The sequence below is a fragment of the Rhodococcus sp. 05-2256-B1 genome (assembly GCF_002258465.1).
Classification (GTDB): Bacteria; Actinomycetota; Actinomycetes; order Mycobacteriales; family Mycobacteriaceae; genus Rhodococcoides; species Rhodococcoides fascians.
This window is the reverse complement of sequence record NZ_NOZA01000031.1, coordinates 180663-206895: the sequence shown is the minus strand read 5'-3', so window position 1 is coordinate 206895 and position 26233 is coordinate 180663. Positions and strand designations below refer to the sequence as shown.

At 61.8% G+C, this 26233-nt stretch carries 28 protein-coding genes and 1 pseudogene; 19 read left to right on the top strand and 10 right to left on the bottom strand.

Going from position 1 to position 26233, the window contains the following annotated elements:
- Positions 1–6 precede the first annotated feature (6 nt).
- The 6 genes from CH285_RS20980 (at position 7) to trmD (ending at position 4122) form a co-directional block, all read left to right on the top strand.
- On the top strand, positions 7–1125 hold the full coding sequence (locus CH285_RS20980) for an amidohydrolase family protein (RefSeq protein ID WP_094643028.1): 1119 nt from the start codon (positions 7–9) through the stop codon (positions 1123–1125).
- Positions 1126–1198: 73 nt separating this feature from the next.
- On the top strand, positions 1199–1993 hold the full coding sequence (locus CH285_RS20975; protein WP_255032473.1) for a CPBP family intramembrane glutamic endopeptidase: 795 nt from the start codon (positions 1199–1201) through the stop codon (positions 1991–1993).
- A gap of 171 nt (positions 1994–2164) precedes the next feature.
- Complete coding sequence (rpsP, locus tag CH285_RS20970) at positions 2165–2644, top strand: 30S ribosomal protein S16 (RefSeq protein ID WP_032366399.1); 480 nt, start codon at positions 2165–2167, stop codon at positions 2642–2644.
- A complete protein-coding gene (locus tag CH285_RS20965; RefSeq protein WP_027496687.1) occupies positions 2641–2883 on the top strand; it encodes an RNA-binding protein in 243 nt (80 codons plus the stop codon). Before rpsP ends, CH285_RS20965 begins: the two co-directional genes overlap by 4 nt.
- A 15-nt stretch (positions 2884–2898) precedes the next feature.
- On the top strand, positions 2899–3438 hold the full coding sequence (gene rimM / locus CH285_RS20960; protein WP_032391541.1) for a ribosome maturation factor RimM: 540 nt from the start codon (positions 2899–2901) through the stop codon (positions 3436–3438).
- A gap of 3 nt (positions 3439–3441) precedes the next feature.
- Complete coding sequence (gene trmD / locus CH285_RS20955; RefSeq protein ID WP_032370788.1) at positions 3442–4122, top strand: tRNA (guanosine(37)-N1)-methyltransferase TrmD; 681 nt, start codon at positions 3442–3444, stop codon at positions 4120–4122.
- A gap of 5 nt (positions 4123–4127) precedes the next feature.
- Here trmD and CH285_RS20950 read toward each other — a convergent pair whose 3' ends face one another.
- Entirely contained in the window at positions 4128–5084 is a 957-nt protein-coding gene (locus tag CH285_RS20950) for a serine hydrolase (protein WP_051365124.1), read from the bottom strand.
- 68 nt (positions 5085–5152) lie between these two features.
- On the opposite strand from CH285_RS20950, the gene CH285_RS20945 reads away from it, so the two are divergent.
- From CH285_RS20945 to CH285_RS20900, 10 genes and pseudogenes are all read left to right on the top strand, one after another.
- Complete coding sequence (locus CH285_RS20945) at positions 5153–7504, top strand: Tex family protein (RefSeq protein ID WP_032370789.1); 2352 nt, start codon at positions 5153–5155, stop codon at positions 7502–7504.
- 107 nt (positions 7505–7611) lie between these two features.
- Entirely contained in the window at positions 7612–8475 is an 864-nt protein-coding gene (locus tag CH285_RS20940; protein WP_370878684.1) for a hypothetical protein, read from the top strand.
- Positions 8476–8608: 133 nt separating this feature from the next.
- Positions 8609–8950 carry a 50S ribosomal protein L19 gene (gene rplS, locus CH285_RS20935; protein WP_027496692.1) on the top strand — a complete coding sequence of 114 codons (342 nt, stop codon included), beginning with the start codon at positions 8609–8611 and terminating at the stop codon, positions 8948–8950.
- 184 nt (positions 8951–9134) lie between these two features.
- Positions 9135–9926 carry a signal peptidase I gene (gene lepB, locus CH285_RS20930; protein ID WP_032383412.1) on the top strand — a complete coding sequence of 264 codons (792 nt, stop codon included), beginning with the start codon at positions 9135–9137 and terminating at the stop codon, positions 9924–9926.
- Positions 9923–10684 (top strand): ribonuclease HII, encoded by a 762-nt coding sequence (locus tag CH285_RS20925; protein WP_080731213.1) that lies wholly within the window; start codon positions 9923–9925, stop codon positions 10682–10684. The genes lepB and CH285_RS20925 overlap by 4 nt, the downstream gene beginning before the upstream one ends.
- A gap of 37 nt (positions 10685–10721) precedes the next feature.
- Complete coding sequence (locus tag CH285_RS20920; RefSeq protein WP_008717288.1) at positions 10722–11027, top strand: DUF2469 domain-containing protein; 306 nt, start codon at positions 10722–10724, stop codon at positions 11025–11027.
- 397 nt (positions 11028–11424) lie between these two features.
- Positions 11425–11769: a histone-like nucleoid-structuring protein Lsr2 gene (locus tag CH285_RS20915; protein ID WP_027496695.1), complete on the top strand. Its 345-nt coding sequence runs from the start codon at positions 11425–11427 to the stop codon at positions 11767–11769.
- A 351-nt stretch (positions 11770–12120) separates the two neighbouring features.
- Positions 12121–12477 (top strand): YraN family protein, encoded by a 357-nt coding sequence (locus CH285_RS20910; protein ID WP_027496696.1) that lies wholly within the window; start codon positions 12121–12123, stop codon positions 12475–12477.
- A pseudogene (locus CH285_RS20905) lies at positions 12477–12746 on the top strand (magnesium chelatase domain-containing protein); the annotation flags it as partial. The gene CH285_RS20910 and the pseudogene CH285_RS20905, both read left to right, overlap by 1 nt.
- Positions 12747–12754: 8 nt before the next feature.
- The gene (locus CH285_RS20900; RefSeq protein WP_094643026.1) at positions 12755–14152 is read left to right on the top strand and encodes a recombinase family protein; all 1398 of its coding nucleotides are present in this window, start codon (positions 12755–12757) and stop codon (positions 14150–14152) included.
- Between the two features lie 206 nt (positions 14153–14358).
- Here CH285_RS20900 and CH285_RS28050 read toward each other — a convergent pair whose 3' ends face one another.
- Complete coding sequence (locus tag CH285_RS28050) at positions 14359–14709, bottom strand: hypothetical protein (RefSeq protein ID WP_141215494.1); 351 nt, start codon at positions 14707–14709, stop codon at positions 14359–14361.
- 228 nt (positions 14710–14937) lie between these two features.
- Between CH285_RS28050 and CH285_RS28045 the strand changes: the two genes are divergently transcribed.
- Together CH285_RS28045 and CH285_RS20890 are read left to right on the top strand one after the other, a co-directional pair.
- Positions 14938–15105, top strand: a complete 168-nt coding sequence (locus tag CH285_RS28045; protein WP_176458530.1) for a hypothetical protein — start codon at positions 14938–14940, stop codon at positions 15103–15105.
- Positions 15102–16226, top strand: coding sequence for an AAA family ATPase (locus CH285_RS20890; RefSeq protein WP_094643024.1), 1125 nt, complete (start codon positions 15102–15104; stop codon positions 16224–16226). Before CH285_RS28045 ends, CH285_RS20890 begins: the two co-directional genes overlap by 4 nt.
- A 747-nt stretch (positions 16227–16973) precedes the next feature.
- Here CH285_RS20890 and CH285_RS20880 read toward each other — a convergent pair.
- A complete protein-coding gene (locus CH285_RS20880) occupies positions 16974–17615 on the bottom strand; it encodes a recombinase family protein (RefSeq protein ID WP_094643022.1) in 642 nt (213 codons plus the stop codon).
- Between the two features lie 252 nt (positions 17616–17867).
- Here CH285_RS20880 and CH285_RS20875 point away from each other — a divergent pair, with 252 nt between their 5' ends.
- A complete protein-coding gene (locus CH285_RS20875) occupies positions 17868–18053 on the top strand; it encodes a hypothetical protein (protein ID WP_094643021.1) in 186 nt (61 codons plus the stop codon).
- A gap of 7 nt (positions 18054–18060) precedes the next feature.
- Here CH285_RS20875 and CH285_RS20870 read toward each other — a convergent pair whose 3' ends face one another.
- The 7 genes from CH285_RS20870 to CH285_RS20840 all read right to left on the bottom strand — a co-directional run bounded on the left by CH285_RS20870 (position 18061) and on the right by CH285_RS20840 (position 26188).
- On the bottom strand, positions 18061–19563 hold the full coding sequence (locus CH285_RS20870; protein ID WP_094643020.1) for a terminase large subunit domain-containing protein: 1503 nt from the start codon (positions 19561–19563) through the stop codon (positions 18061–18063).
- Positions 19560–20015: a hypothetical protein gene (locus tag CH285_RS20865; protein ID WP_141214972.1), complete on the bottom strand. Its 456-nt coding sequence runs from the start codon at positions 20013–20015 to the stop codon at positions 19560–19562. The genes CH285_RS20870 and CH285_RS20865 overlap by 4 nt, the downstream gene beginning before the upstream one ends.
- Positions 20016–20059: 44 nt before the next feature.
- A complete protein-coding gene (locus tag CH285_RS20860) occupies positions 20060–20395 on the bottom strand; it encodes a hypothetical protein (RefSeq protein ID WP_094643018.1) in 336 nt (111 codons plus the stop codon).
- Entirely contained in the window at positions 20392–20922 is a 531-nt protein-coding gene (locus tag CH285_RS20855; protein ID WP_094643017.1) for a hypothetical protein, read from the bottom strand. The genes CH285_RS20860 and CH285_RS20855 overlap by 4 nt, the downstream gene beginning before the upstream one ends.
- A 268-nt stretch (positions 20923–21190) precedes the next feature.
- On the bottom strand, positions 21191–21388 hold the full coding sequence (locus CH285_RS28040; protein WP_141214971.1) for a hypothetical protein: 198 nt from the start codon (positions 21386–21388) through the stop codon (positions 21191–21193).
- The gene (locus CH285_RS20845; RefSeq protein WP_094643015.1) at positions 21378–21662 is read right to left on the bottom strand and encodes a hypothetical protein; all 285 of its coding nucleotides are present in this window, start codon (positions 21660–21662) and stop codon (positions 21378–21380) included. The genes CH285_RS28040 and CH285_RS20845 overlap by 11 nt, the downstream gene beginning before the upstream one ends.
- Positions 21659–26188, bottom strand: a complete 4530-nt coding sequence (locus tag CH285_RS20840) for a transglycosylase SLT domain-containing protein (RefSeq protein ID WP_094643014.1) — start codon at positions 26186–26188, stop codon at positions 21659–21661. Before CH285_RS20840 ends, CH285_RS20845 begins: the two co-directional genes overlap by 4 nt.
- Between the last annotated feature and the right edge of the window lie 45 nt (positions 26189–26233).

Genomic DNA, 26233 nt, shown 5'->3' with positions numbered 1-26233 from the left:
CCTGCGGTGTCGGCATTGCGGGTGCGGGGACGCGGGCTGCCGGACGAGTCCCCGATCGACCTGTGGATCGACGGCGGCGTCCTGTCCACGGAGCCCATCGCCGATGCCGACTTCATCCACGACGGCGGGTGGATCCTGCCCGGGCTCGTCGACGCGCACTGTCATGTCGGCATCGAGTACGGCGGAGGACACACCGACCTGGCTGGGTCGATCGCGCAGGCCGAGACCGAACGAGGCGTCGGGGCTCTGCTGCTGCGTGACGCGGGATCTCCGGTCGACACGCGGCCGTTGGACGACCACGACGATCTTCCGCGCATCATCAGGGCGGGTCGGCACATCGCCTCCCCGAAGCGATACATCCCTGGCCTGGCGGTCGACATCGAGGACGAATCGCAACTTCCCGAGGCGGTCGCGCAACAGGCGCGATTCGGCGACGGGTGGGTCAAGCTCGTCGGTGACTGGATCGACCGCTCGGTGGGAGACCTCCGGCCTCTCTGGAACGACGCGATCCTCGTCGACGCCATTGCCGCGGCCCATGCGGAAGGGGCACGCGTCACCGCGCACGTCTTCGGGGAAGACGCACTCCCCGGACTGATCGCGGCAGGCATCGACTGCATCGAACACGGCACCGGCCTGACCGACGAGACCATCGAGATGATGGTCGAGCACGGGACAGCGTTGGTGCCGACGTTGATCAACATCGAGACCTTTCCCGGCATCGCGGACTCGGCCACCCGCTACCCGGTCTACGCCCGGCACATGCGCGCGTTGCATGCGCGAGTCGGCGACACCGTCGGCCGTGCCCACGACGCAGGTATCCCGATCTTCGCCGGAACCGACGCCGGCGGATCCATCGCGCACGGCCGCATCGCCGACGAGGTGGACGCTCTGGGACGCGTCGGATTGTCACCGACCGACGCGCTCGGTGCTGCTTGCTGGGACGCCCGGTCGTGGCTGGGGCGCGGTGGGCTCGAGCACGGTGCGCCCGCCGATCTCGTCGTGTACTCCGACGACCCGCGCGGGGGAGCGGACGTGTTGTCCAACCCCGAGCTGGTGATTCTGCGCGGCCGCGTGACCGATCGTCGCGGACGCGCCGCGAGTGGATCGGAATACGGCGATGGTTGATCCGCGGCAAGGCCCGGACCGATTCGGTGCCGACCAGTTCGGCCGCACACCAGGAGGCGCGGGGGAGTTCGGCGTGAACCGGCCCAGCTGGGCGGGAATGGCACCGATGAATCACGTGCAACAGCAGGGCTCGGGACTGTCCGAGACATACTGGCGTGCCGAAGCAGCGGCTGCGGAGCGCAGACCCGGCCAACGGTGGGGACTGCCGGCGGCCGCCCTCGTGCTCGGCCTCAATCTTGCCGGGTTCCTGCTCCTCGGCCTGGTCGTGTCCTCGGAGTCCTCGCCGCTGTTCGTCGTGGGGATCATGATCCCGAGCCTGCTCGCCGCAGGACTGGCGGTGGCGGTCACGATGTCGAGGGGCAACGGCCCCGTCGTCGACTTCGGGCTACCGAGATCCGTTCACGAACTCGTCGGTCATATCCGATCCGGTCTGGCCTGGGGTGGAGTCGCCCTCGTCGGTGGAGTGCTGCTCGCACTCGTGCTGCTCTCGCGTATCGATTTTCAGGATCAGGCACCGCTGGGCGGTATGGCAGACATCGCCATGGGGTGGAAAGTCGTTTTCGCGGTGTGGATTTGGATCGGCGCACCGATCTGCGAAGAAACGATGTTCCGCGGCATGTTGTGGGGAGCTCTCGAAAAACGCACTCGACCCATGCCGATGGCGTGGCTGGGCAACCGCTGGGTGGTACTGGTGATCACGGCGGTGATGTTCGCCATCTGGCACCGAGAATGGTGGCGCTTCGTCGTCCTGCTGTGGGGAGGACTCGCCATCGGCATCGCGAGAATGAGAAGTGGCTCGATCGTCGCGTCGACCACGGCTCACTCCGTCAACAACACCTTTCCGGCTTTGGTGATTCTGCTGGCCTGACCGGGCGATTGAGGGTATCGGGTGGTCGTCTGGCAGAATGGACCGCTGTTCGCCCGTCTCCGGTTACGTACCGCGCGGCGGTCACGACAACTCCAACGCAAAACCGGGTTCGCATGCCGTGCGAACCGCTGAATTGCGCAGTGACCACTCCTCGAAAGGCTTCACCAGAACATGGCCGTCAAGATCAAGCTCATGCGTATCGGCAAGATCCGCACCCCGCATTACCGCGTCGTCATTTCCGACGCCCGCACCCGCCGTAACGGCCGTGCAATCGAGACCATCGGGACGTACGAGCCCAAGCAGGACCCCAGCGTCATCGAGATCAACTCCGAGCGTGCGCAGTACTGGCTGGGCGTCGGTGCGCAGCCGACCGAGCCCGTCGAGGCACTGCTGAAGATCACCGGCGACTGGCAGAAGTTCAAGGGCCTGCCCGGCACCGAGGGCACCCTCCGCGTCGCCGAGCCGAAGCCGTCGAAGCTCGACCTCTTCAACGCTGCGCTGGCGCAGGCGGATTCCGAGCCCCAGGGCGAGGCCACCACCGCCAAGAAGAAGAAGGCACCGAAGTCGGACGATTCCGCTGCCGCGGAGACCACCGACGCTGCAGCAACCGAGACGGCAGACGCGCCGGCCGCCGAGGCTGCTGAGAAGTGAGTGCCGTTGTCGCCGATGCCGTCGAACATCTCGTTCGCGGCATCGTCGCCAATCCCGATGACGTTCGCGTCGAGATGATCACCGGCCGTCGTGGACGCACCGTGGAAGTTCACGTGCACCCCGACGACCTGGGCAAGGTCATCGGACGCGGTGGTCGCACCGCTACGGCGCTGCGCACTCTCGTCTCCGGAATCGGTGGTCGCGGCATCCGCGTCGACGTCGTCGACACGGACCAATAGGTCACGTAACCCATCATGGAGCTGGTCATCGGTCGTGTCGCCAAGTCGCACGGCATCAAAGGTGAAGTGGTTGTCGAGGTTCGCACCGACGACCCCGACGACAGATTCGCCGTCGGAACTGTTCTGCGTGGCCGCAAGCCACGATCGAATGCACAGCCCGTGACACACACGGTGGACGCCGTCCGGGAACACTCCGGGCGGCTTCTGCTGCGTCTGAACGGTATCGACGACAAGACCGCAGCGGACGAATTGCGCGGAATTCTCTTCGTCGTCGAATCGACCGATCTCCCGCCGTCCGACGATCCGGACGAGTTCTACGATCACGAACTCGAAGGCCTCACCGTGGTACTGACCGACGGTTCCGTCGTCGGTACCGTCCGTGAGGTCCTGCACTCGGCAGCAGGCGAACTGCTGTCCATCACGCCCCCTGCCGATGAGCAATCCGGTCGTTCCGAGATTCTCGTACCCTTCGTTTCGGCCATCGTGACCTCTGTGTCGTTGGCAGACAAGACAATCGAGATCGATCCGCCCGAGGGCTTGCTGGATCCGGAGTAGTTCGTGCGCCTCGACGTCGTCACCATCTTCCCGGAATACCTCACCCCACTGCGTACTGCTCTGCTCGGTAAGGCGATCGATCGCGGGCTGGTATCGGTGGACGTTCACGACCTGCGCTCCTGGACCCACGACGTGCACAAGGCCGTCGACGATTCCCCGTACGGCGGCGGGCCGGGAATGGTCATGAAGCCGACCGTCTGGGGTGACGCACTCGACCACGTGCTGACCGACGAGTCGCTCCTCGTCGTCCCCACTCCCGCGGGGGTGCCGTTCACACAACGTACGGCGGAAAGATGGTCCACCGAACAGCATCTCGTGTTCGCGTGCGGTCGCTACGAAGGCATCGATCAACGCGTGTTCGACGACGCCGCACGCCGCGTTCGGGTCGAGGAAGTCAGCATCGGAGACTACGTTCTCATCGGCGGCGAGGCGGCAGTACTGGTCATGGCCGAGGCCGTCGTCAGATTGATGCCGGGCGTACTCGGCAACCAGCAGTCCCACCAAGAGGATTCGTTCTCCGATGGGCTGCTGGAAGGTCCTAGTTACACCCGGCCGGCCCGATGGCGAGAACTCGACGTCCCCGAGATTCTGTTGTCCGGCGATCACGCGAAGATCGCCGCCTGGCGTCGAGAGCAATCTCTGCGCAGAACAGCGGACCGACGCCCGGATCTACTGACGGACTGACGTTGTCAGCTGATTCTGCCGTCGGGGAACAACATCGACACGAAGCCGGTCAGGGTGTCCCGTGCGTGCAGTGCGCTGGCGTCGTCGCTCACGTCGACGACGGCCGTGTCCGGGTAACTTTCCATGTCGTCGGCGTAGAAGATGTCTTCACGGGACGACAGGGCCAGTACGTAGCGATTGTCCGCGCCGATGGTTCCCGTCGACAGATGGACCCACCGATCGGACACGCAGCACATCCAGCCCTGCTTGACTGCATGCACGGTCTCGCCAGGTAAGCCGTCGACGATCCCGAAGTGTTGCTTGTAGCCGTCGGCAGCTACGGGGGCCGAGCGTCGCAGCATTCCGATGATGATGTCGGTCGACGCGGTGGTCAGGCCGCCGCTGCCGTTCAGCAGCCCGGCGTAGTAGCCGACCAGGTCGCTGGGAGTCGTTTCCGTGTTGTACCACTGGTCGTCGCCGGGAGCGTCGGTGTTCCTCAGGGCATATCGCGCCGCGACTGCGCGGACGATCTCGGACGAACCGTATCGATACCAGAGCGTGTATGCGGCATTGTCGTCGGAGAACTCGAGCATGCTGGTCATCGTGGCCAGCTCGTCGGCGGAGACGGGGCGGTTCTGCGACTGCGCCTCGAACATCACCTCGTCGGCAATGAAGAGCTTGGAGACCGACGCCGTTTCGATCGGCTCGTCGGCATCGCTGCTGTAGTAGGAACCGGTCTCTCGATCCAGCAACGCGAAGTTCACATCGGCACCTCGGGCTCGCGCCGATTCCACCGCCATCGGAATACGCGCTTCCAAGGCCACGCCGTCGACCTTCTGGATATCAGGGAACGGTGATGCCGATGTCTCGGCCGAATCCCTGCCACCGGGATCGCCGGCCTGATCATCGGGCGGTACGGAGCACGCGCTCAGGACCAACAGTGCGGCGCAGGTGGCGGTCAGTAACCGAGCCCCCCTGACCATCTACAGAACTCTCCCGCACATAGAACCGCTGACCGACCTGTCCCACACTAGCGGTAGGGTCCATCGCCGTGACCACTGCTCTGAAATCTGTGAACAAGCGCATAGCCGAAGAACTCGATGTTCGCGAAGAACAGGTTCGTGCCGCTGTAGAACTCCTCGACGGCGGGTCCACGGTCCCGTTCATCGCGCGCTACCGCAAGGAGGTCACCGGCACACTGGACGACGCGCAATTACGCCAACTCGACGAGCGACTTCGATACCTCCGAGAACTCGACGAGCGGCGAGATGCCGTCATCGAATCGATCCGTTCGCAGGGCAAACTCGACGACGCGCTCGAACAGTCGCTGATGCTGGCCGAGACCAAGGCCCGCGTCGAGGACATCTACCTGCCGTTCAAGCCCAAGCGTCGGACGAAGGCACAGATTGCGCGCGAAGCGGGCCACGAACCCGTCGCAGACGCACTGTTCACCGATCCGTCCACCGACCCGGCGCAGTTCGATCAGGAGCAGCTCGACGGGGCACGAGCAATTCTCGTCGAGCGTTTCGCCGAGGATGCCGACCTGGTGGGTGAGCTGCGTGAACTGATGTGGACCTCCGGCAAGCTGGTCGCCACCGTGCGCAAGGGAAAAGAGGAGGAAGGCGCGAAATTCTCGGACTACTTCGAGTTCTCCGAACCGTTCACGAGCCTGCCCTCGCATCGCATCCTCGCGACGCTACGCGGTGAAAAGGAAGAGATTCTGTCCCTCGGGTTCGAACCGGAGCGGGACGAGCCGACTCCCGGTGTGCCCAGTGTCTACGAGGGGCGTATCGCAACCAAGTTCGGAATCGCAGATCGCGGCCGCCCGGCCGACAAGTGGCTGCTCGATACCGTTCGCTGGGCATGGCGCACCAAGATGCTGGTCACCGTCTCACTCGATACGCGCATGAGACTGCGCCAGTCGGCCGAGAAGGACGCCGTGGACGTGTTCGCGAGCAACCTCAAAGATCTGTTGTTGGCCGCACCCGCCGGAAACCGCACCACGATGGGACTCGACCCGGGCTTTCGTACCGGAACCAAGGTGGCGATCGTCGACGCCACCGGCAAGGTCGTCGACTACGACACGATCTATCCCCATAAGCCGCAGGGCAAGTGGGACCAGGCGGTGGCCACACTCGCCGGGCTCGCGGCCAAGCACAAGGTGGAGCTCATCGCCATCGGAAACGGTACGGCGTCACGCGAAACCGATTCTCTGGCAGCAGAATTGATTGCAAAATTCCCGGCGGCGAATTTGACCAAGGTGGTGGTGTCCGAGGCGGGTGCCTCGGTCTACTCGGCGTCGGCGTACGCCTCGAGTGAGCTGCCCGAACTCGACGTCTCCATCCGCGGCGCGGTCTCGATCGCTCGCAGGCTGCAGGATCCGTTGGCCGAGCTGGTCAAGATCGACCCCAAGTCCATCGGTGTCGGCCAGTACCAGCACGACATCTCCGAAACTCTGCTCGCCCGTTCTCTCGGGGCCGTGGTCGAGGATGCGGTGAACGCGGTGGGTGTCGACGTCAACACAGCGTCGGTGCCCTTGCTGTCGAGGGTCTCCGGTATTGCCGGTTCGCTCGCCGAGAGCATCGTGGCGCACCGCGACCAGAACGGCCCGTTCGCCAGCCGCAGCACCCTCAAGGACGTACCGCGCTTGGGGCCCAAGGCTTTCGAGCAGTGCGCCGGGTTCCTGCGCATCTCCGGGGGAGAGGATCCTCTCGACCGCTCCAGCGTGCACCCGGAGGCCTATCCCGTCGTGCGCCGCATCGTCGGCAAGGCGGGCGTGGGCGTGCGCGAGGTAGTGGGCAACACCGCACTCCTCCGCCGCCTCGATCCCGCCGAATTCGTCGACGAACGATTCGGGTTGCCCACCGTCACCGACATCATCTCCGAGCTGGAGAAGCCTGGACGCGATCCGCGTCCGGAGTTCAAGACCGCTACTTTCGCAGCCGGTATCGAGAAGGTCGCCGACCTGAAGCCGGGGATGACGCTCGAAGGTGTCGTGACCAACGTGGCGGCGTTCGGTGCTTTCGTCGACGTCGGCGTGCATCAGGACGGTCTCGTTCACGTCTCTGCGATGTCGCACAACTTCGTCAAGGACCCGCGTGAGGTCGTCAAATCCGGCGATGTGGTGCGGGTCAAGGTGATGGAGGTCGACATCCCACGTCAGCGCATCGGCCTGAGTCTGCGGTTGGACGACGAGCCCGGTGCGAGCGGTGGCAAGGACGCACCTCGTGGGCAGCAGGGTGACCGCTCCCGCGGTACGTCCTCGAGCAAGGGCAACGGCCGTCAGAGCAATGGCGGCCAGGGCAACCGCCCGCAACGCGACCGACGCGGCGGTGGCCCCGCAGCGACACCTGCGGCAGGTTCCATGGCCGACGCGTTGCGCAAAGCGGGCTTCGGGAAGTAGCGCTCGGACTTTCCCGGTCGATGCCGACCCCGGCGGCGACGAACGAGAATAGGCTGATTCGGCGATAGCCGTTGTTTCGGGCGTGCGGCGGGAAGGACGTGGAGCGCGTGAGGTGGTTGGAGCACGGTGTCGTCGAGCACGGCCGCCTTCCGTTGCTCTGCTTCCTGCTCGGCCTACTCGTGGGATTTCTGCTGATTCGCCTGAGCGTCAGAATGATTCGCGCGGATGTGAAGTGGTGGCCTGGCAACATCACCCCTGGCGGTCAGCACATTCACCATGTCGTGTTCGGAATCGTGCTGATGCTGTTGGCGGGGATCGGGCTCATCGCGGTGTACGTGGACGGGTCGCAGACCATCGGTGCCGTGCTGGCGGCGATCTTCGGCAGCGGCGCTGCCCTCGTGCTCGACGAATTCGCACTCATCTTCTATCTCCGCGACGTCTACTGGTCCGAGCAGGGCCGAACATCCGTCGATGCGGTATTCGCAGCCGTCGCCTTCACCGGGTTCCTGCTACTGGGACTTCACCCGTTGGAGTTGCTCAGCCCCGCCGATTTCCGGGCCGATCCCGATCCCTGGGTTCGCGGAACACTCGGTGTGCTGGCACTGCTCAACCTGAGTCTGTGTGTCGTCGTGCTGCTCAAGGGCAAGATCTGGACCGGGCTGATTGGGCTGTTCGTTCTGCCCATCCTCATTCTGGCCGCGGTCCGACTCAGCAGGCCGAGTGCACCCTGGGCGAGGTGGCGCTACACGAGCAGGCCGAAGAAGATGGAGCGTGCGCTGCGGCGAGAGAAGAAGTGGCGCAGGCCGCTGATACGGGCCAAGATCTACCTGCAAGATGCGATCGCGGGCAAGCCCAGCATCGTTCATGCGGTCGAGGCCACCGAGGACGAGCTCGCGCGGACCGTCGTGCCTGCACCCCAGGCCGGAACCGTGGCCCAGTCCTCGGTCGGGGCGATTTCCTCGAACGCCTGACGGTCTGGCACAATAGGCGGGTTGCCTCTCGCGAGGCACACACCTCACTCGGAGTACGAACCAGTTGTGCCGCCCCGGTGGCGAGCCGCTCGGTTCCTCTGCTCAAGCGCAGAACGCAAGGATGGCACAACCGATGAACACCCTGGACTTTCTCGACAATCAGTCGCTGCGTAGCGACATCCCCGATTTCCGCCCCGGCGACACGCTGAACGTGCACGTCAAGGTTATCGAAGGCTCGAAAGAGCGTATTCAGATCTTCAAGGGCGTCGTGATTCGACGTCAGGGCGGTGGCGTCCGCGAGACGTTCACCGTTCGTAAGGTGTCGTTCGGCGTCGGCGTGGAGCGCACTTTCCCGGTGCACAGCCCCAACATCGCGCAGTTCGAGGTCCTCACTCGCGGCGACGTTCGTCGCGCGAAGCTGTACTACCTCCGCGATCTGCGTGGCAAGGCCGCCAAGATCAAAGAAAAGCGCTGACCCGGTCGTATCGACCGCTTCGAGCAGCAACCATGCCGCGTCACCGAACATCGGTGACGCGGCATGGTGCGTTGGAGCCGCCGCCCTGATGTTTCGGACGCACCGGTACGAGCGATGCTCGGTGAAAACGCCGCAGGCGCGGACCGACCGGCCCGCGGGCGACGGTTCCGGCTAACCTGTCCAGGTGACGCAGTCCCCACAGGATCCGACCCCACAGGGTTCGACGAACGAGCCCGACGACGAGTCTCCCCGGAACAAGCGTGCGGATCGCAAGCAGCGGTCCTTCTGGCGCGAACTTCCCATCCTCATTCTGGTAGCTCTCGTGCTGAGTTTTCTGCTTCAGACGTTCGTCGCCCGGGTCTATCTCATCCCATCCGAATCCATGGAACCGACACTGCACGGCTGCGCCGGCTGCACCGGGGACCGCATCGTCGTGGAGAAGATCGGCTATCGATTCGGCGATCCGAAGCCCGGCGATATCGTCGTGTTCCGCGGCCCCGATTCCTGGAACGACGAATTCGTCTCGCAGCGCTCCGACAATTCGGTCATCCGCGGGGCCCAGGAAGTGGGCTCTTTGATCGGAGTCGTCGCTCCGGACGAGAACGATCTGGTCAAGCGGGTCATCGCCACCGGTGGCCAGACGGTCGAGTGCTGTGACGCTCAGGGACGGGTGCTCGTGGACGGAAAGCCGTTGGACGAGCCGTACATACAGATGGATTTCCCGTTCGTTCCGGACACGATGACGTGCGACACCGAATTGAAATCGGGCCGGTGCTTCGACCCTGTCACGGTGCCCGAGGGCAACATCTGGGTCATGGGCGACAATCGCAGCAATTCGCGAGACTCGCGGTATCACGTCACCGACGAGTTCACCGGCACCGTTCCGCTGGACAACGTGATAGGTAAGGCCGTGGCCATCGCGTTGCCGCCATCGCGAACCGGCCTCCTGGACTCGCCGGACATTCAGGGTCGATGACGGCACGTCCTCGTCCCGCGCCTCGTGCGCGCGCATCTCTGAGCCGCTCGTCGTGGCCGCCGCGTCCCGTCATCAGGAGGGCGGCGGGGCTGCGGACCATGGAATCGGCACTCGAACGCAACGGGCTCGGTCCGGTTGCGGGTGTCGACGAGGCAGGCCGGGGAGCCTGCGCGGGGCCGTTGACGGTCGCGGCGTGCATCCTGGGCTCTCGGTCGCACACTGCCCTCGCGGACCTCGACGATTCCAAGAAGCTGACCGAGCGTCGCCGGGAGGAGCTCTTTCCCCGGATCAAGAAATTGGCACTGGCATGGAGTGTGGTGTTCGTCGACGCGGCCGAGGTCGACCGCATCGGGGTGCACGTGGCGAACATCGAGGGAATGCGCCGCGCGGTGGCGGGCCTGGGCCTCACTCCCGGGTATGTCCTCACCGACGGCTTTCGGGTTCCCGGACTTCCGGTGCCGTCTCTACCCGTCATCGGAGGGGATGCCACAGCTGCCTGCATCGCTGCGGCCAGTGTGCTGGCCAAGGTGTCCAGAGACCGGTTGATGGTGCAGATGGACACCGACATTCCCGGTTACGGATTCGCCGTGCACAAGGGGTACAGCACACGTGCGCATTCGACCGCGATGACCACGCTCGGCCCGAGCCGGGAGCATCGAATGTCCTATGCCAACGTGGCTGCCGCGGCAGCCGGTCGCTCGCGTAGCGAGGTCGACGCACTGGGGCGAATGGACTGCACCGACGACGGTGCGCCATGATTGAATTTCACGCCCGACTGGAGGATGAAAGAGACCGATGAGTGCCGAAGATCTCGAAAAGTACGAAACCGAGATGGAGCTCTCGCTGTACCGCGAGTATCGGGACATCGTCGGACAGTTCAACTATGTCGTCGAAACCGAGCGTCGTTTCTATCTCGCGAACTCCGTCGAACTCATTCCGCACAATGCCGACGGTGAGATCTACTTCGAATTGCGGATGTCGGACTCGTGGGTATGGGACATGTACCGACCGGCTCGTTTCGTCAAGCACGTGCGGGTGATCACGTTCAAGGACGTCAACATCGAAGAGCTGGACAAACCTGATCTGCGTCTCCCCGAATAGTCGGTTCCGGGTCGGATCGGCAGGTGTGCCCGGTGCCTGACGGGTGCACCTGGACGGTTCCGCTCGGCGGATTCTCCGTGTGAAGTGTTCCGAAGCGCACCGATCAGCGAAAAGCTGGACAACCGACCGAATAATTCCGCGTGTGCTGTTTCGGGCTGGGGCCCGTTGCCGTGTTACGTCGAGCGCGGGAGAATCGTCGAAATGTGAGCGCCGAATTCTGTTGTCTCCCATAGTGTTTCGATTTAATGATGCAAATAGCTTCTGGTATTCACACGTTTTCGTACCGAATGTTTTCGACCCTACGCCGATGTGAACATCGTTGGGTCTTTGCCTCGGTCCGATAATCGGTGGTAGAACTTGAATTACCACATTCTCCCAGACGCGTAAGAGGTACGAGATGGCACGCAAGACGCTTGTCCAGATGATCGACGATGTCGACGGCTCGGTAATCAAAGAAGGCCAGGGGGAGTCGATCGAATTCGGTATCGGTGGAAACCAGTACCGCATCGACTTGAATCTCAAGCATGCGAACGAACTGCACGAGCAGCTGGCTTTCTGGATCGAGCACGCCGAGAAGATTTCCGGTCGCCGCCCCCGCAAGACCGGTGCCGCGCCTGCACCGGCTCGAGGAAAGGTCGATCTGCAGGACATCAGAGCGTGGGCTCGCGAAAACGGCCACGAGGTCAGCGCCCGAGGTCGAATCAGCCAGGAAGTTCAGGCCGCCTACGAGGCTGCGCACTGACCGCGTCCCAGCCTTGATATGCCCGCTGTCTTCGGTCAGCGGTAGTTCGGTCATCGAATTCGATTACCGATTCCGTGCTTCAGCTCCGTCCGTGCAGTAATCCGGACGGAGCTTTTGCATGTTCGAACCATTTGTCGGGCGATCGACAGGGCATGAACGCCGGTAAGCACACAGGTACGACAAAACAGGTGTGTCGGCCCTGCGATTCGACGGTTCTCTCCACAGGATTGCGCGTGTCCACAGGGCAATGCGGCACCTGCACTTTCTCGGAATCACCTCCTTTCGGTCGTGTCACCGTCATGGCGACCGGATCCGGCCGTGCTGTGCGGCCGCAGAGTGGAGGAATTCGACATGCCGACCAATCAAGAACTCGGGGCCCGCGGTGAGGACCTTGCTGCACGCCATCTCGAGCACATCGGCCTGGAGGTGATCGAGCGGAATTGGCGGCATCGTTCGGGGGAGCTCGACATCATTGCGCGCGAGGGCGAGACGATGGTGTTCGTCGAAGTGAAAACGCGTTCGGGAATCGGTTACGGAACGCCGGCGGAAGCGGTGACGTACACCAAGCAGACTCGGATCAGAGGATTGGCGTTGCAGTGGCTTTCGCTTCGCGGAGGGCCGTGGGTCCACATCCGATTCGACGTGATCGCCATCGTGATCGGTCGCGGTGACGACCCTGTTCTCACTCACGTCAGGGCGGCGTTCTGATGCCCCTGGGGCGAGCCCATTCGGTGGCGGTCAACGGCGTCGACGGAGTGTTGGTGGAGATCGAAGCCGATATCGGTCAGGGTCTTCCGGGGACCCATCTGGTGGGACTGCCCGATACCGCGCTGAACGAATCGCGTGATCGGGTCAAGGCCGCGGTGAAGAATTCGGGTGGTACCTGGCCGGACAGTCGAGTGATTCTCGCGTTGTCTCCGGCGACGTTGCCCAAGGGTGGCTCGGTGTACGACCTGGCGCATTGTCAAGAGGTACTGTTCTAAACATGCAGGCAATTGTGTACACGCGCATCTCGAAGGACCGAACCGGCGGAGGGCTGGGCGTCGAACGGCAGCGAGCCGACTGCATGGACCTCGCAGCGAAACTCGGGTGGGATGTGGTCGCAGTGCACTCGGACAATGACATCTCGGCGTACTCGGGCAAGCGGCGTCCTGGGTACGACGCAATGCTGAACGATGTTCGGTCAGGGAAGGCTCAGGCGATTGTCGCGTGGCACCCGGATAGGTTGCATCGCCGCCCGCTCGAACTGGAGTCGTTTATCGATGTCTGCGAGACGCACCGGATCGAGATTAGGACGGTGCATGCCGGAACGATGGACCTATCGACGGCGTCGGGGAAGATGCTTGCACGAATGCTGGGTGCAGCGGCGCGGCATGAGGTCGAGCACTCGATCGAACGCCAGCTTCGTGCGAAGAAGCAGGCGGCTGCCGACGGCAAGTACCGCGGTGGCCGGCGACCGTTCGGGTTCCAATCAGACGGAGTGACGCATCACGAGGTCGAAGCCCAGGCCCTTAGGGAAGCAACATCGGCCCTGCTGCGGGGCGAATCGATCGCAGGCACCGTCCGTGCCTGGAACGAGCAGGGTCTCGTGACCTCCTACGGCGAAAAGGCGTGGACAGGTCGGGACTTGCGGCGGGTTGTGATGCGTCCTCGGAACGCTGCCCTGATCGAACTCGACGGCCAACTGGTGACCGCCAATGATTGGGCTCCGATTGTGGATCCCGACGATTGGGCGACGCTGGTGGCCATGCTGACCGACCCTTCGCGGAAATCGGCCTTCTCGACAGAGCGGAAGTTCCTCGGAACCGGGATATATGTGTGCGGTAAGTGCGGGCAGAAAATGCAGACCGCTACCCAGCGCGGCAGGGGCGTGGGTGGGGGAGAGCGAGCCAAGTCTTACAGGTGCTCAGGTGGTGCCCACATGGGCCGTGTGGCGGACGTATTGGATGCCTACGTCACGGAGGTTGCCATTGCTCGGCTCAGTCAGCCTGACGCGGGTCTACTCCTGACCCCGGTCACTGCCGACGTGGACGAGCTGACAGTGCGGCGCGATGGGATTCAGGCACGACTCGACGAGTTGGCGATGCTGTTCGCGGATGGCTCGATCGACGGCTCGCAATTGAAGAAGGGCACCGAGGGGCTGCGTACCAAGCTCGCAGCTCTGAACTCGGAGCTTGCGGAGATTCGGTCGACGGACATCTTGGCTGATCTGGTGCTGGCAGGGGATCGTCTACGTGAGGTCTGGGACGCCAAATCGCCGGCAATGCGATCACAAGTCATCGACGCTCTTATGACTGTGACAATCCTCGCTCAGCCGAGGGGGCGGCAGCCTGGTGGGGGCTACTTCAACCCCGACTGTATTGCGATCGAGTTCAAGGGATGAGGCCTTAAAAGTAACGATTGTGTTACGAAATGCGCCTAATTGAGCTGTTGCGTTGACGCTACAGAAATAGCATGGTATCGCAGGTCACGCTAGAAATTCAGCGTCGAAAGTTGCGCGAAAACCGTCTACTCAGTGTACGTGACCAGCGGTTTTGCCGTTAGCCAGATGTGAAATCGCCACTTAATGTCTCTCCCAACACCAGAAATCTAGACAATGGGAGAAACATGAGCGCTCGTTTGATCGACATGAGACAGGCTGAAATCGCTTTCGGGTTCGGCCGTGAGACGTACCGCCGTTGGGCGAGGGCCGGCGAGGTCGAGTTGCACCGGCACGGCGGAAAATTGTTTGTTGACCACGACGAACTCGCAGCCTGTATAGAGGCGAATCACGGTGGGACGGCGAAGGTCACCTCCATCGAGGAACACATCGCCAAGTTGGTGGCAGCCGCTCCGCCGATGACTCCAGAAACCCGTGCCCGCATCGCGCGCCTGCTTGGCGTCAGCGCACGGAGCGATGCCGCGTGAACCGCTCGCACAGCCGCCGTCGTAGATAGTCACGCAAACCAAAAGGACAACTGAATAATGAACCCAACACGCGAAAACGGGCACCGCGCCAACGGTACCCGTTTCATAAATAAAATCACATCAGACGTTTCCACCACAGTCAATACTACCGATATCGCCCCCGTACTGCAACTCCGCAGGCAAGCGGCAATGCTCTGCGTCCCAGCGGAATGCGGCTGTGTCGATCCATGGACATGCCGCTGCAAACAGAAGAAAGTAACTGTGACCGACCACGAACTCGATGGATGGCGAGACACGATCGCAATGCTCCTCGACAAGGGCATGACACCCCTACTCGACGTAGAGATTCTGCGCGCACTATGGCGTCGCGGCGGCATTGATCGCCGCTTGGCTCAGGCTGTAGCCGACAGGGCAGGGGTCGCCGCATGATGCCCTACGGCCGGGACTACCCCGACGCTCACGATCCACATGCCGCTCCGTCGCTCCACGTGGTTCCAAACGAATCTGAACCTGAGAACATCTCTGCCAGGCTCTGGCCCGCAAAAGACCTTCAGGGGTCGGAACAGCCCAAATGGCTTGCGCAGAACAGGATCCCACGAGCTGCGATCTCCCTGCTCGTGGGATCGGAGGGTATCGGGAAGTCCCTCATGTGGACGTGGCTCGCAGGACTAGTCACCACGGGACGAGCTGAGCCACGTTTTGGGATCCCGGCCCGCAAGCCCGAACACGTATTCGTGGTGGTGACCGAAGACGACTGGTCGTCCACAGTGCGTCCGCGTCTCGAAGTCGCCGGCGCGGATCTCAGCATGATCTCCGTCATCTGCACCGACGCTGACGGGTCAGGCGCACCGACATTTCCCCACGATCTACACCTCATTCGGGAGAGCAAGACTGCGCCCGGGCTCATTGTCGTCGATGCGTGGCTCGACACTGTGCCCACGTCGATGTCCGTTCGTGACCCCCAGCAAGCACGCAGAGCACTGCATCCATGGAAAGAGATCGCCACCACCACGGGAGCCGCGATCCTGCTCCTCACGCACACCAACCGCATGGCTTCCGGCAACGCGCGAGACACCTATGGCGGAACCGGCGAACTCCGCAAGAAAGCCCGCATGGCGTTGTTCGCTCAGGCCGACCCCGAGGTCGAGGGTGGACTCCTCATTGGCCCCGAGAAATCCAACGGCGCACGTAAGGTCGACGCGACACAATTTAAGATCACCGCGCTTCCGGTGTTCACACCATCAGAAGACGACGATGGACATGTGCCGCTACTCAAGCTCGTCGGTGACTCCACGCAAACCATCACCGAGCATCTGACTGATGCGTTCAATGACGGTGGAGAAGACCGTAGTGAACGCGTTGGTGCTGCAATGTGGCTACGGGACTACATAGGCGTGGAAGGCCCGTCCGTCCCATCGAAGCAGGTGAAGGACGCTGCGAGGATGGCAGGCCATGCGGAACGGACCCTTGCTCGCGCCCGGAAAGAACTGGACGTCACGATCAGCTACGAAGGCGTTCCTGCGAAGACGATGTGGTCGCTACCCGCCTAGTTGTGCCACCTGTGCCCATCTCTATTTCGGTGGCACAGGTGGCATATCTACCCGAGTTGGCACAACTGTCCGTGGCATAACTGTCATCTCTCATCTACTGGCATAACTCTCTGACCACTAGATATGCCATATAAGAGTAGTTATGCCACCTCCGCGACATACGGGAACTCTTGGCACAACAACATGTTGACACAGTCAAGTACTCTCACCGCTTATGAGCGCAAATGAGACTCCAGGCCCCGTTGAGTCGCAAGGTGAACCGACATTTGATGACGTAGTCCGGGTCGGAAAGGTCGAGAGCGACGGCTTAGAGCGGGAAGGCCTTGTGCAGGTTCGATCCGCCGTGAGTAAGACTCCATCGCAATGGGGCCACCTTTTCAACACTCTCGCTCGTGAAGCCGGAGGCGGTCGCTGGAGAATGGGGTACTCGACGTCCGATTCCAAGGTTGCAGTCTTCGTGCCCAGCGCCGAGTTACTAGGTGAACCCGGCCTCGAAATAGTGGTTGCTGCTCTGGACTCTCAGATAGCCGCAACCAACGCACGGCATCGAGAGACGGTTCTTCCGGTGGAAGTCAAAGCCTGGAACGAAAGGGTCCAGGACGAGCGTGATCGCAGATCCTTGGAACGCCAGGTGAAGGCTCGGTTGAGGGCTTACAACGAAGCTCAGGAGTAACAGCAAATGAGCCCCCACCCAGTGAATGGGTGGGGGCTTTCTCCTGTGTATGAAAGTTTCGTTGCGCTAGGGAACTACTTAACTCGGGGACCAGACAGAACCCGCTGAATGGTCGACGTAGACCACGGCTTACCCGAGGTCGTCGGAACACCATCCGCGGTCAAGCCCTCAGCGATCACACGCAACCCACTGCCGGCTTCACGCTCACGCACGATCCGCTGCACGGTCTCATCAGAGATCGACGTAGGACGCCCCAGTCGTACGCCTGCGGCCTTGCGAGCCGCTAGGGCATCCTTCGTACGCTGTGAGATCAAACGACGCTCGTACTGCGCTGAGGCTGCGATCATGTTCGCGACCAGCTCACCCGACGCAGTAGACGTATCGACTCCGAGGTCCAGCAGCACCAGCGACCAGCCTGCCTTACGGCTGCGGTCCAGTAGGCCGGCGAAGTCAGCGACAGACCGGGACACACGGTCGAGCTTGGCAGCGACCAGGTGGGATACCTCGCCTCTGTCCAGCCGTGTCAGTGCCTTGGTCAGCTCCGGGCGTACGAGCGTTGCACCGGAGATGCCGGCGTCGATGACGTACTCCACAGTCCATCCACGTCGTGCTGCCTCAGCGTCGATGGTGGCTCGCTGTGCGTCCATGCCTGCGCCCGAGTCCGCCTGCGAGTCAGTCGAAACCCGGAGGTAGCCGAGAACCTTGGTCGATGTCATGCCTCCATCTTACGCATAACGACCGTATTGCGTAAAGCCCTGTGGCTCAATCAGTTAGATGTCTCAGCACAGCAACAGAGCCGGCGAGGAATGCAGCTTCATCAGCAGTCGACTCAAGCTCACCGAGCACCAACTCCAACGCATCCGCAGCATCACTCAGCTCACGACGATTCACATCCACTCCTCACGCGCGCGGGGTTGCTACAAAACGAACACAGCACGCCCACGAACAGCTCACGCTAGGTTCATCGCATGACTGAGCCCGTAGTGCCGAAGTCCAGGCTAGATGTCGTCCGACAGGAGATCGCTGATAGTGAGGCGTTGGAACGTGTAGCCCTGATTGCGGTAGAGGCGGGCAGCAAGGGAAGTAAGAGTGTGCTGAAGAAGATTCAGGCCAACCTGAAGAAGTATCGCGAGTGGGAGCGGCTGCTGAGTTAAAGAACATTCACCAGCCTGCGTCTTCGTGTTTGGTGCCTCGTGGGTGTCTGAATGCTGCCTGGATGTCCCAGGTTGTTGGTGTTGGTGGCGTCTTTGTGCCAAGTGGGGTTGTCAGCAATGTGTTGAGGTCGGGCTGCGGATTGTGTGCCCTATCCCATGCGGTCGGTTGGTGACGGTAGCCGCGGAAACCCCTGTTGATAGTCGACATTGCCTGCATCAACGCCATCGCTTCATCGTCATGTCCGCGGCGCTCGGGGACGGCGATGCGAACGTTCCCGGTCTCGGAAGTTGTGTATTCGAGGTTGCGGAGTTGGGTGAGCAGGGCGGGTGTTTCGGTGCTGAGGATGAGTCTGCCGTCGTTCATCATGAGCTTCAGTTGGTTGAAGCCTGACTGTTTACGTGCGCTGGTTGTGGCGATGGGGTGCACTGGGGTGCGGTTACGGAGAGTGCCACTGCGGTAGGCGACATGGAACTTGTCAGCGAGGTCTTGGGTTGGGAATTGTCCGATTCCGTTGGTCTCGCTGATGAGGCGATTCACGTTGTAACCCTTGGCGACGTCGAGAATCCGATCGATGAATGCGGGTGCGCGCATCTGCGAGTGCGATTCAATCCATGGTACGAAGTAGGTGAGGGCGTGGTCGTCGTTCGCGATGGCGGGGTTGCTGTCGTCGAGGACTCCAATGAGGGCTAGGGCGTTGGCGTCGTTCGCGTAGCCCCAGTCGATTCCGCCTGCGACGAGTTGGCGTTGTGCGTCTTCTGGTTTCGTGAGGTGGTAGGGGACTACCGCGTCGAGGATCTCTTGCTCGCTGAAGAATGCGCCGGCGTCATCCACCCACTGTGCTTCGACTTCCTGCGCGATTTCTCGTTCGGTCATGCCGCTTTTGAGGGCGGCGAGCATCTCGGTGTCCATGATGGGCGAGATGGTGGAGGGCCATCGGAAGCTGGCGTGCATGCCGGTGTGCTCTTGGCCTTTGACGAACAGATCGCGGAAGAAGTGTTCCCGGAATGACGGGGTGCTGGCGAGGATGACGCGTGAGCCGGGTCGGGCGATGACGGTGAATGCTGCGGCTTTCCAAAGGTTCTTTGGCATCTGGTTGGCCTCGTCGAGGATGAGGAGGTCGATGGATTTACCGCGGATCTGTTTTTCGGATGCGGAGACGCAGCGGATTTCGGAGCCGTTGGTGAGCACGATGCGCTCGTTCAGGTCTTCGACTACGGAGCCTGCGAACCACCTTGAGCCTGCGATGAGACGGGAGATCTCACGGAGCAGGTCAGATGCAGTGTCTTGTGTGGCGGACAGGATGAGGATTTGTTTGTTGGGGGCCGCGAATGCGGTGTGCAGCGCGATCATCTGGACGCTGGAGGACTTGCCGGCCTGTCGACCACAGCACATGATGCGGATGCGGGCGGGGTTGTAGGCGACTTCAAGTTGGTGCGGCCAGAGTGGGCGTCCTGCGAGTTCTCTGGCGAAGATGTCGATGTCGTCGCGGGCGTCTTCGATGAGGCTCACTTAGTGCCGCCGCGGGGTGGGGTGCTCGCCATGAGCGACGCGAGATCGACTTGGGTTGCTGCTTGGTCTCGTTGGAGTTTGGACCGGCTGAGCGGGTCGAGTCCGAGGCGTTCGCGGACTTTGAGGGTGTGGGCTCGGAGCCGGATCAGGTAGTTGGCGACGCCTTTGATGCCGCCACCGTCTCCGTAGTCCCCACCGTTTTCTGCGAGGAACCGCTCACCTTGCTCGATACGGGCCTCGGACTGTGCCCAGTCGACCAAGGCTGCTTCGTACGATGGTTCCCGGAGCCAGTCGCAGTCGTCGCGGATGTCGTTGATGAGTTCGGCGACTCGCACGCTGATGAACCGATCTGAGCGTGACCACATTCCGTGCTTGACTGCGACGGTGTTCTGTGGCTTGAACGGCTCGTGTCGCCGGTCGTGGTCCACCCGTTCGAGAGCGCCTTCACTCATCGTATCCTCTATTCAATTATGTTGTGTAGCAGTTTTATTCGAGCTTACGTTTCAAGTTTGTCGAACAGTGCTTTGTCTGATGTGAACCGTGCGTTCTCGGCGGCGATGGCGCTCGATACGGTGTCCGAGATCATTGGGCCTGCGGGACCGAATGGCATGGGGCGTTCATGGCCGGCTGCGACGGTCACGTTGGCCTGCGCTGCGATGAGGGCGAGTCGTGCCGTTTCGTGGGCGTCTCGCGCTGCACGGTACTTGGCGCGTGAATTGGCGTCGGTGAGGTCGGTGAGCGCGATGGCGAGGGCGTGCTTGACGTTCCACGTCGCGTCGCGGAATGCGACCGCTGCCGCTTTGTGGGCGCGGATCTCGGAAGTGCTGTTCATCGGTGTGCATCCTTTGCTTGCGTCATCAACTGGTTCAGTCGTTCGTCGGCCGACACGGGGTTGTAGGGGTGGCCGTCGACTGTGATTCCATGGGCGTGCTCGGCCACGTAGATCGTCGGATCGAACTCCTCGGATGCGGGCGGCTGTTCCATCGACGCGTAGTAGTTCCATGTGTCTAATCCACTGTTGCTCAACAGTGTTCGGTACTCGCGTAGCTTGTTCGCGTATTGTTCGTCGGCGTCGATGAGGTCGGAGAGCGCGTCTGCCGCGTCTTCGTATGCTTTGGCCACCTTCGCTTCGGCGGCGGCGATCCCGGCGCGCACGGTCGCTTTGGCGGCTTCTCTTTCGTCGAGGACTGCCTGGCGTTCGGCTGCGAGGCGGCGTTCTTCGCGGCCCTCTTCTGCGAGGGTGTCGATGGTGCGTTCGGCGTCTACCTGTGCGCGTGCTGCTGCGAGGTCCGTAGCTGTGACGGTGTGGCCGGCGCGGGCTGCTTCGGTGAGTGCGTGAAGTGTGTCGGTTGCGTTCATGCGGCTGTCGGCCCCTTCGATTCTGCGACGCGTGCGGCGCGTGCTGCGCGGTATGCATCAATGTCGGTTTCTGTTTCGTTTTGGTCGTGTCGGGCGTCGAGCATTTCGTCGATCACGTCCCCGCGGCTCACGACTGTGATGTCCCGGAAGTAGCCGTGGTTCGGTGTCTCAGTCGGGGCTTGACTGCGGGCGAGTCGTGCCTTTGCGCTGCGCGACACGTACGGTTCGAACTCGGGCTCGGTGCTGGTCACGGTTATTTCGTCTGATGTCATTCGAGGTCTTCCTTCGTTGCGTTGGCACGCTGTGTAGCCGACGCCAGCGTGTGTCGGTCGACGGGCTGGCGTCGGGCGTATTGGTCACTGCGGAGTGATGCGAGCCGACGTAGGTAGTCGGATCCCTCGGTGGGCTTTGGGATGACGACGTCGGGGTCTGCGTCTTTGTCTTTCTTTGATCGCTTAGCTGCCAAGGTTCTCGATCTCCTTCGAGGCAAAGAACGCGGCATGGTCGACGAGGCGTTCGAGGATTTGCTGTCGGTTCTCGGGCGTGATGATGGTGGAGAGGATGCTTTCGAACGTTGCGGCCATCGCGACCACCGTTTCCGGATACCGTTCGACGTCTGTCGCGTGGATCTCGTCGAGCACTTCACCCACGCCTCCGCTGTTGCCTGCTGCGCCATGGAGAAGGATTGCAGCGGCTCGATACATGTCGGTTTCGTTGGTGACTATTGTGTGTTCGCTCATCGCAAACCTCCTGTGTAGGAACGGAATCGGCGGTGTTGCATCCTGTCGATGCGGTTCTCTAGTTCTGATTCGTCTCGGGTGTAGACGTCGCCCATGTTGATCGACCAATCTTCGGAACGCTGCGACGACGATGCGCCGGCCATAGCGGGCTGACGGCGGAACTGCTGAGCATTCGCAGCAGCCGCAGCAGCCCACGACTGACCACTGTTCATCGCCTGCAAGATCGGCAACGTCTCTGGCGTCACAGCATTCGCACGCATCACGAACTCGCCATTCGACAAACGCGTCGGAATCGAATCCGACGTACCCGTACCCGGCCCCACCACAGGGCCACCCAACGCATAACCACCGCGGGTAGGCCAACGCTCCTCGATACCACCCCACCGAGACACCACCCAATTGATGCCCGCGACGATGTTCGCCAACGGATTGGTGCGGTCATTCGGCAAAGCTGGATCGCGCATCGCAGCGAACGTGTTCGGGATGACCTGCAACAAGCCAACCGCTTCGTTGCCGCCCGAGTTGACGTCCTTGACGCCCTGCGTGATCGTCGGATTACCACCCGACTCATACGAAATCTGCTGCAACGTTGCAGCCAAAGCGCCAACAGACTGACCCGTACGGTTCAACCCAAGAAGCACTTCCGGCTGCCACTGCACAGCACCCTGCGAAGGGTCATAAGCGTCCGCTCCGCGACCCACACCAGCAGGATCAGGGTTCGTCACATCAGTAGGCGGAGTCGGATTCGGGTTACCGCCCGGAGTCGACAACTGCGACCCAGCACCCGCATCACCCGTAGGGCGTTGCGCGAACGGATCCCCCGGAGCTACCCGCGGAGCCGAGAAAATGCTGTACGCACGACCGACAGTCGAGTTCGCCGGATCATCGAAGAACGTGCCTTCAAGGCCCAGCAACTGCGGCAAACCGGCACCGATCGCGGTACCGATCTTCCCGCCGATCTCAGAGAGCGTCGGAACCGACGGTGCATCCGCGGCAGACGTACCACCCAAACCGGTCGCAGGCCCCACATACGTGCCCGTAGGGCTGTAATTGCCGCCCTCCAGCGGCGTCACACCATAGTTGTAATCCACAGCCGGAGTAGCCGAATCAGCATCCGACTGCGGAGGCGCGAACAATGCACCGGGAAGCGAATACTGCAACGGGAACGACGAATCATCAGCGCCGATAGCACCCGACCCCGAACCGAACGCCACATCGCCATGCGAACCACCCGACTCGCCCGGAACACCATCCAACGAAAACGCCATATGCCCCGATGCGCCAGGCAACGGATTCACGCCGACCTGGAACGACCCGAACAAACCGGGCTGGAAACCCATCGCGGCAGCCGACGCAGCAGTAGCGAACTTCGTCGTATCGAATGCTCGCTGCCCTGTGTTGCCGCCCGTCAACGCCTGATAGACACCCGACGCGAACATCGAACAATCCAAGCCACCCAACTGGTACGGGGTGCCGACAACAGAGTCGATGTAGGAGCGTGCATTCGACACCGCAGCGCCACCGGACGCGAAACGCCCGACAGTGCCGTTGCGGATCGCCTCACGGAGCCGGTACACAGCCCCCTGACCGCCCGCCGCCTGCACCTCATCGGCGGTAAGCACATGCTCGCCGTTCGACAACAGTGCAGGGATCGAATCCGACGTCGCCGTACCGGCACCCACAATCGGGCCACCCGCAGCGCGCGTCGACACAGGCCCCGACTTACCGATCTGCGTACCGCCCGTCATCCCCACGTTCGACGACGAAGACGAGAACGCAACGAGCGAATCGCCTAGTTCCTTGATGCCCTTTGTTGATATACCGAACGGAAGGTCGATAGACGGTATCTTTTGGAACTGTCGGCCAATTGCGCCAATAACCGCTTTGATCGTATCGAGGATCCCGTACCAGACATTCGCGATGGGAGCTGATAAAGATTGAATGTGCGACGCCACACCGGTTGCGCCATCCTTGAATCGAGTGAATGCGCCACCCGTCAGAGAATCAATAACGTTACCAACGGTGTTTCCGAGGCCCTGCCACGAAAAACCCGCACCATTTGTTATGAAATCAAGAGCGTCCGAAGCAATTCCCGTGACTCCATCGCGAAAACTACTGAATTTCTCGGGGAACGACGCAAACGCGTCACCAGCGATATCCTTCATGTTGGTAAACGCATCCGACACAATGCCGAGATCGCCCTTTATGCGATTGGTCAGACCGGGCGCGACCAACATTCCCAGCGGCTCCGCCATTTGAGCCCCGACCTTCGGCACCTGGCCGATAGATCCGAGCCAATCGCCGTCTAACAGTTTGTCTCCGAATGAGCCGTCCTTCACACCGGGGAAGAAGCCGTTTTTGTGGTCCAAGCCCTGGCCGTCGGTGCTGACGTTCTCTGGTCGGTCTGCGTCGCCGTTGCCGCCGAGGCCCAGTGACTTCCCGATGCTGGTGACCGTGGAGATGACGCTGGCAATTCCGGACACAATGGCTGCGATTTCAGACCAGGTGTCTTTTACCTTTTGGAAGAAGTCCTTCATCTCTTTCTGCCCTTCCGGGCTTCCGAGAATTTCATTCCATTTCTTGAGCGTGTCGGATATGCTGGTAAGCATTCCGTCGCCAGTCTCTTTGGATGGATTGAATATGTTTCCAATGAGTTCGACAATTTGGCCGCCGATATCCCATAGCTCGCCGAATTTATCGATTGCGCCCTGGATGAAGTCTTTCAGATCGCCCGACTCGCGCATTTCTTTGATTTTGTTGGCGAATCGTTCGGTCCAGCCGAGAAATCCGTCCTCACCTGTCAATTCGGGGAGGAATTCCGAACCGACTGCGGTGATATCGAGGAATGCGCCGCCGAGATTGCGTAAGCCACCGAGTAAGTTATCGATTGCAATGCGCGAATTTTCAAAGATCAAAGCGAAGTCAGACTTGGCCGACTCGGTAGATAGTCCTTCTAGTGCGCCGCGGAGGTTCTTGTTGATGACGTCAGCGATACCTGACAGGCCTGTTTGAAGGGTCGGGAGCTGGGCGTTTGCCAGGGTCGTGATGCTGTCACCAAGACCGGCAAAGAGGTTGTCCTGTACTGCTCTGCGAAGTTCACTCCACTCCGGTCCCAGCGCCTGCATTTTGAGGACGAAGTCGCGCGCGTTCGGGGACAGTTTGGCCAGTGCTTCGGCGAGCTTGTCGGCACCACCGGCTGCGTCGGTCAGGGACCGAGCTGCGTCCTGCTGTGCTTTCGCGAGATCACGCGTCGCGGTTGCGGTGTCACGTTGCGCTGAGATGACACCGAACTGGGCCTCGGCAAGGTTACGAGTGGCAGAGACGACCTGATCGCTGCCCTCAACACCCTTGGCATTCACGCCACGCGCTTCATCACGCTTCTGCGAATTCCGAACCCGCACCTCAGTGACAGATTGCTCAGCCTGCCGAACCCCAAGTGATGCCTCAGCAATATCGAGCTGCGAGGACTTTGGATCCGCCTGCGCTTCTGCGAGCCGCTGGCGTGCGCGGAAGACGGAAAGGACTGCGGCTTCCTCGGAGAGTTGCCCCTGTTTCAACGACAGGTTCATGTCGTCGATCGCGTTCTTTGCGTCCTTGCGGGCGTCGTTGAGATCCTGTTGTGCGTCGGATGCTCGCTGGACTGCGAGTGTGGCGTCGCGTTGCGAGTCGGTGACTCGCTGCTGTGCGTCGGCAACGGAGTCGAGCGCGTCCTGCTGTCGCCGGGCGGAGTCTTCGACGGATTCGCCGGCCGATGAGGATGCGTCGCCCATTGCGGAGAATGCGCCTGCCACGCCGGATCCGCCGACGATAAGCGCGCCTAGGCCCGCGGTGGCCGCTGCACCAGCGGCAGGGAGCAAGGCCAGGACACCGAGAGCTTGTGACGCAGAGGCGGCGAGCGGGATGAGAGTCACTGCTGCTAGTCCGGCAAGTGCGGCTGTCGCGATGCCTACGGGGCTCGCCATGCCGGCGGCGGAGGCCCCAATCGACCCAACAGCGTTCGCTGTGACGTTGAGGCCCGCGGATGCAGCTTGGAGTGCGGCAATGCGAGCGAGGGCACCGGTGATGTCGATGTCGACGTTCATGTGGAGCGTGTGGTGCGTTGCGCGGAATGCAGCCATCTGGGCGCGAGCAACACCGAAATCGAGATCGACGCCGACTCTGACGGTGGGTGTGTTGACGCCGCGAACTTCAGCACCGAGCCGGCCCCGGAAGCCGGTCATGTTCGGCATGACGTCGACGAGCACCTGCTGACGGGGCATTGCGTTGATCTCGGTACGCAGGTTCCGGCCAAACGACTTCGTGTTTGGCTTGACGTCGATCGCGACCGTAGGTGTTTTAAGTCCCTTGATACCGGCGCGGAGATCGGTCTTGAACTTCCCGAACTGCGGAAACAGGTCCACAGGAACGGTGGGCGTCTTCTGCTTCGCCAGTTCCGTCCGCAACTCGCTGGGGAACTTTCGCAGATCAGGCCGGATCGAAAGTGACACGGATCCGGCGCTGAAACTCTGGTCGCCTGGAGACGCCATGCGATCACCGCAATTCTTCTATTAAGTTGTTGTGTTGCAATAGTT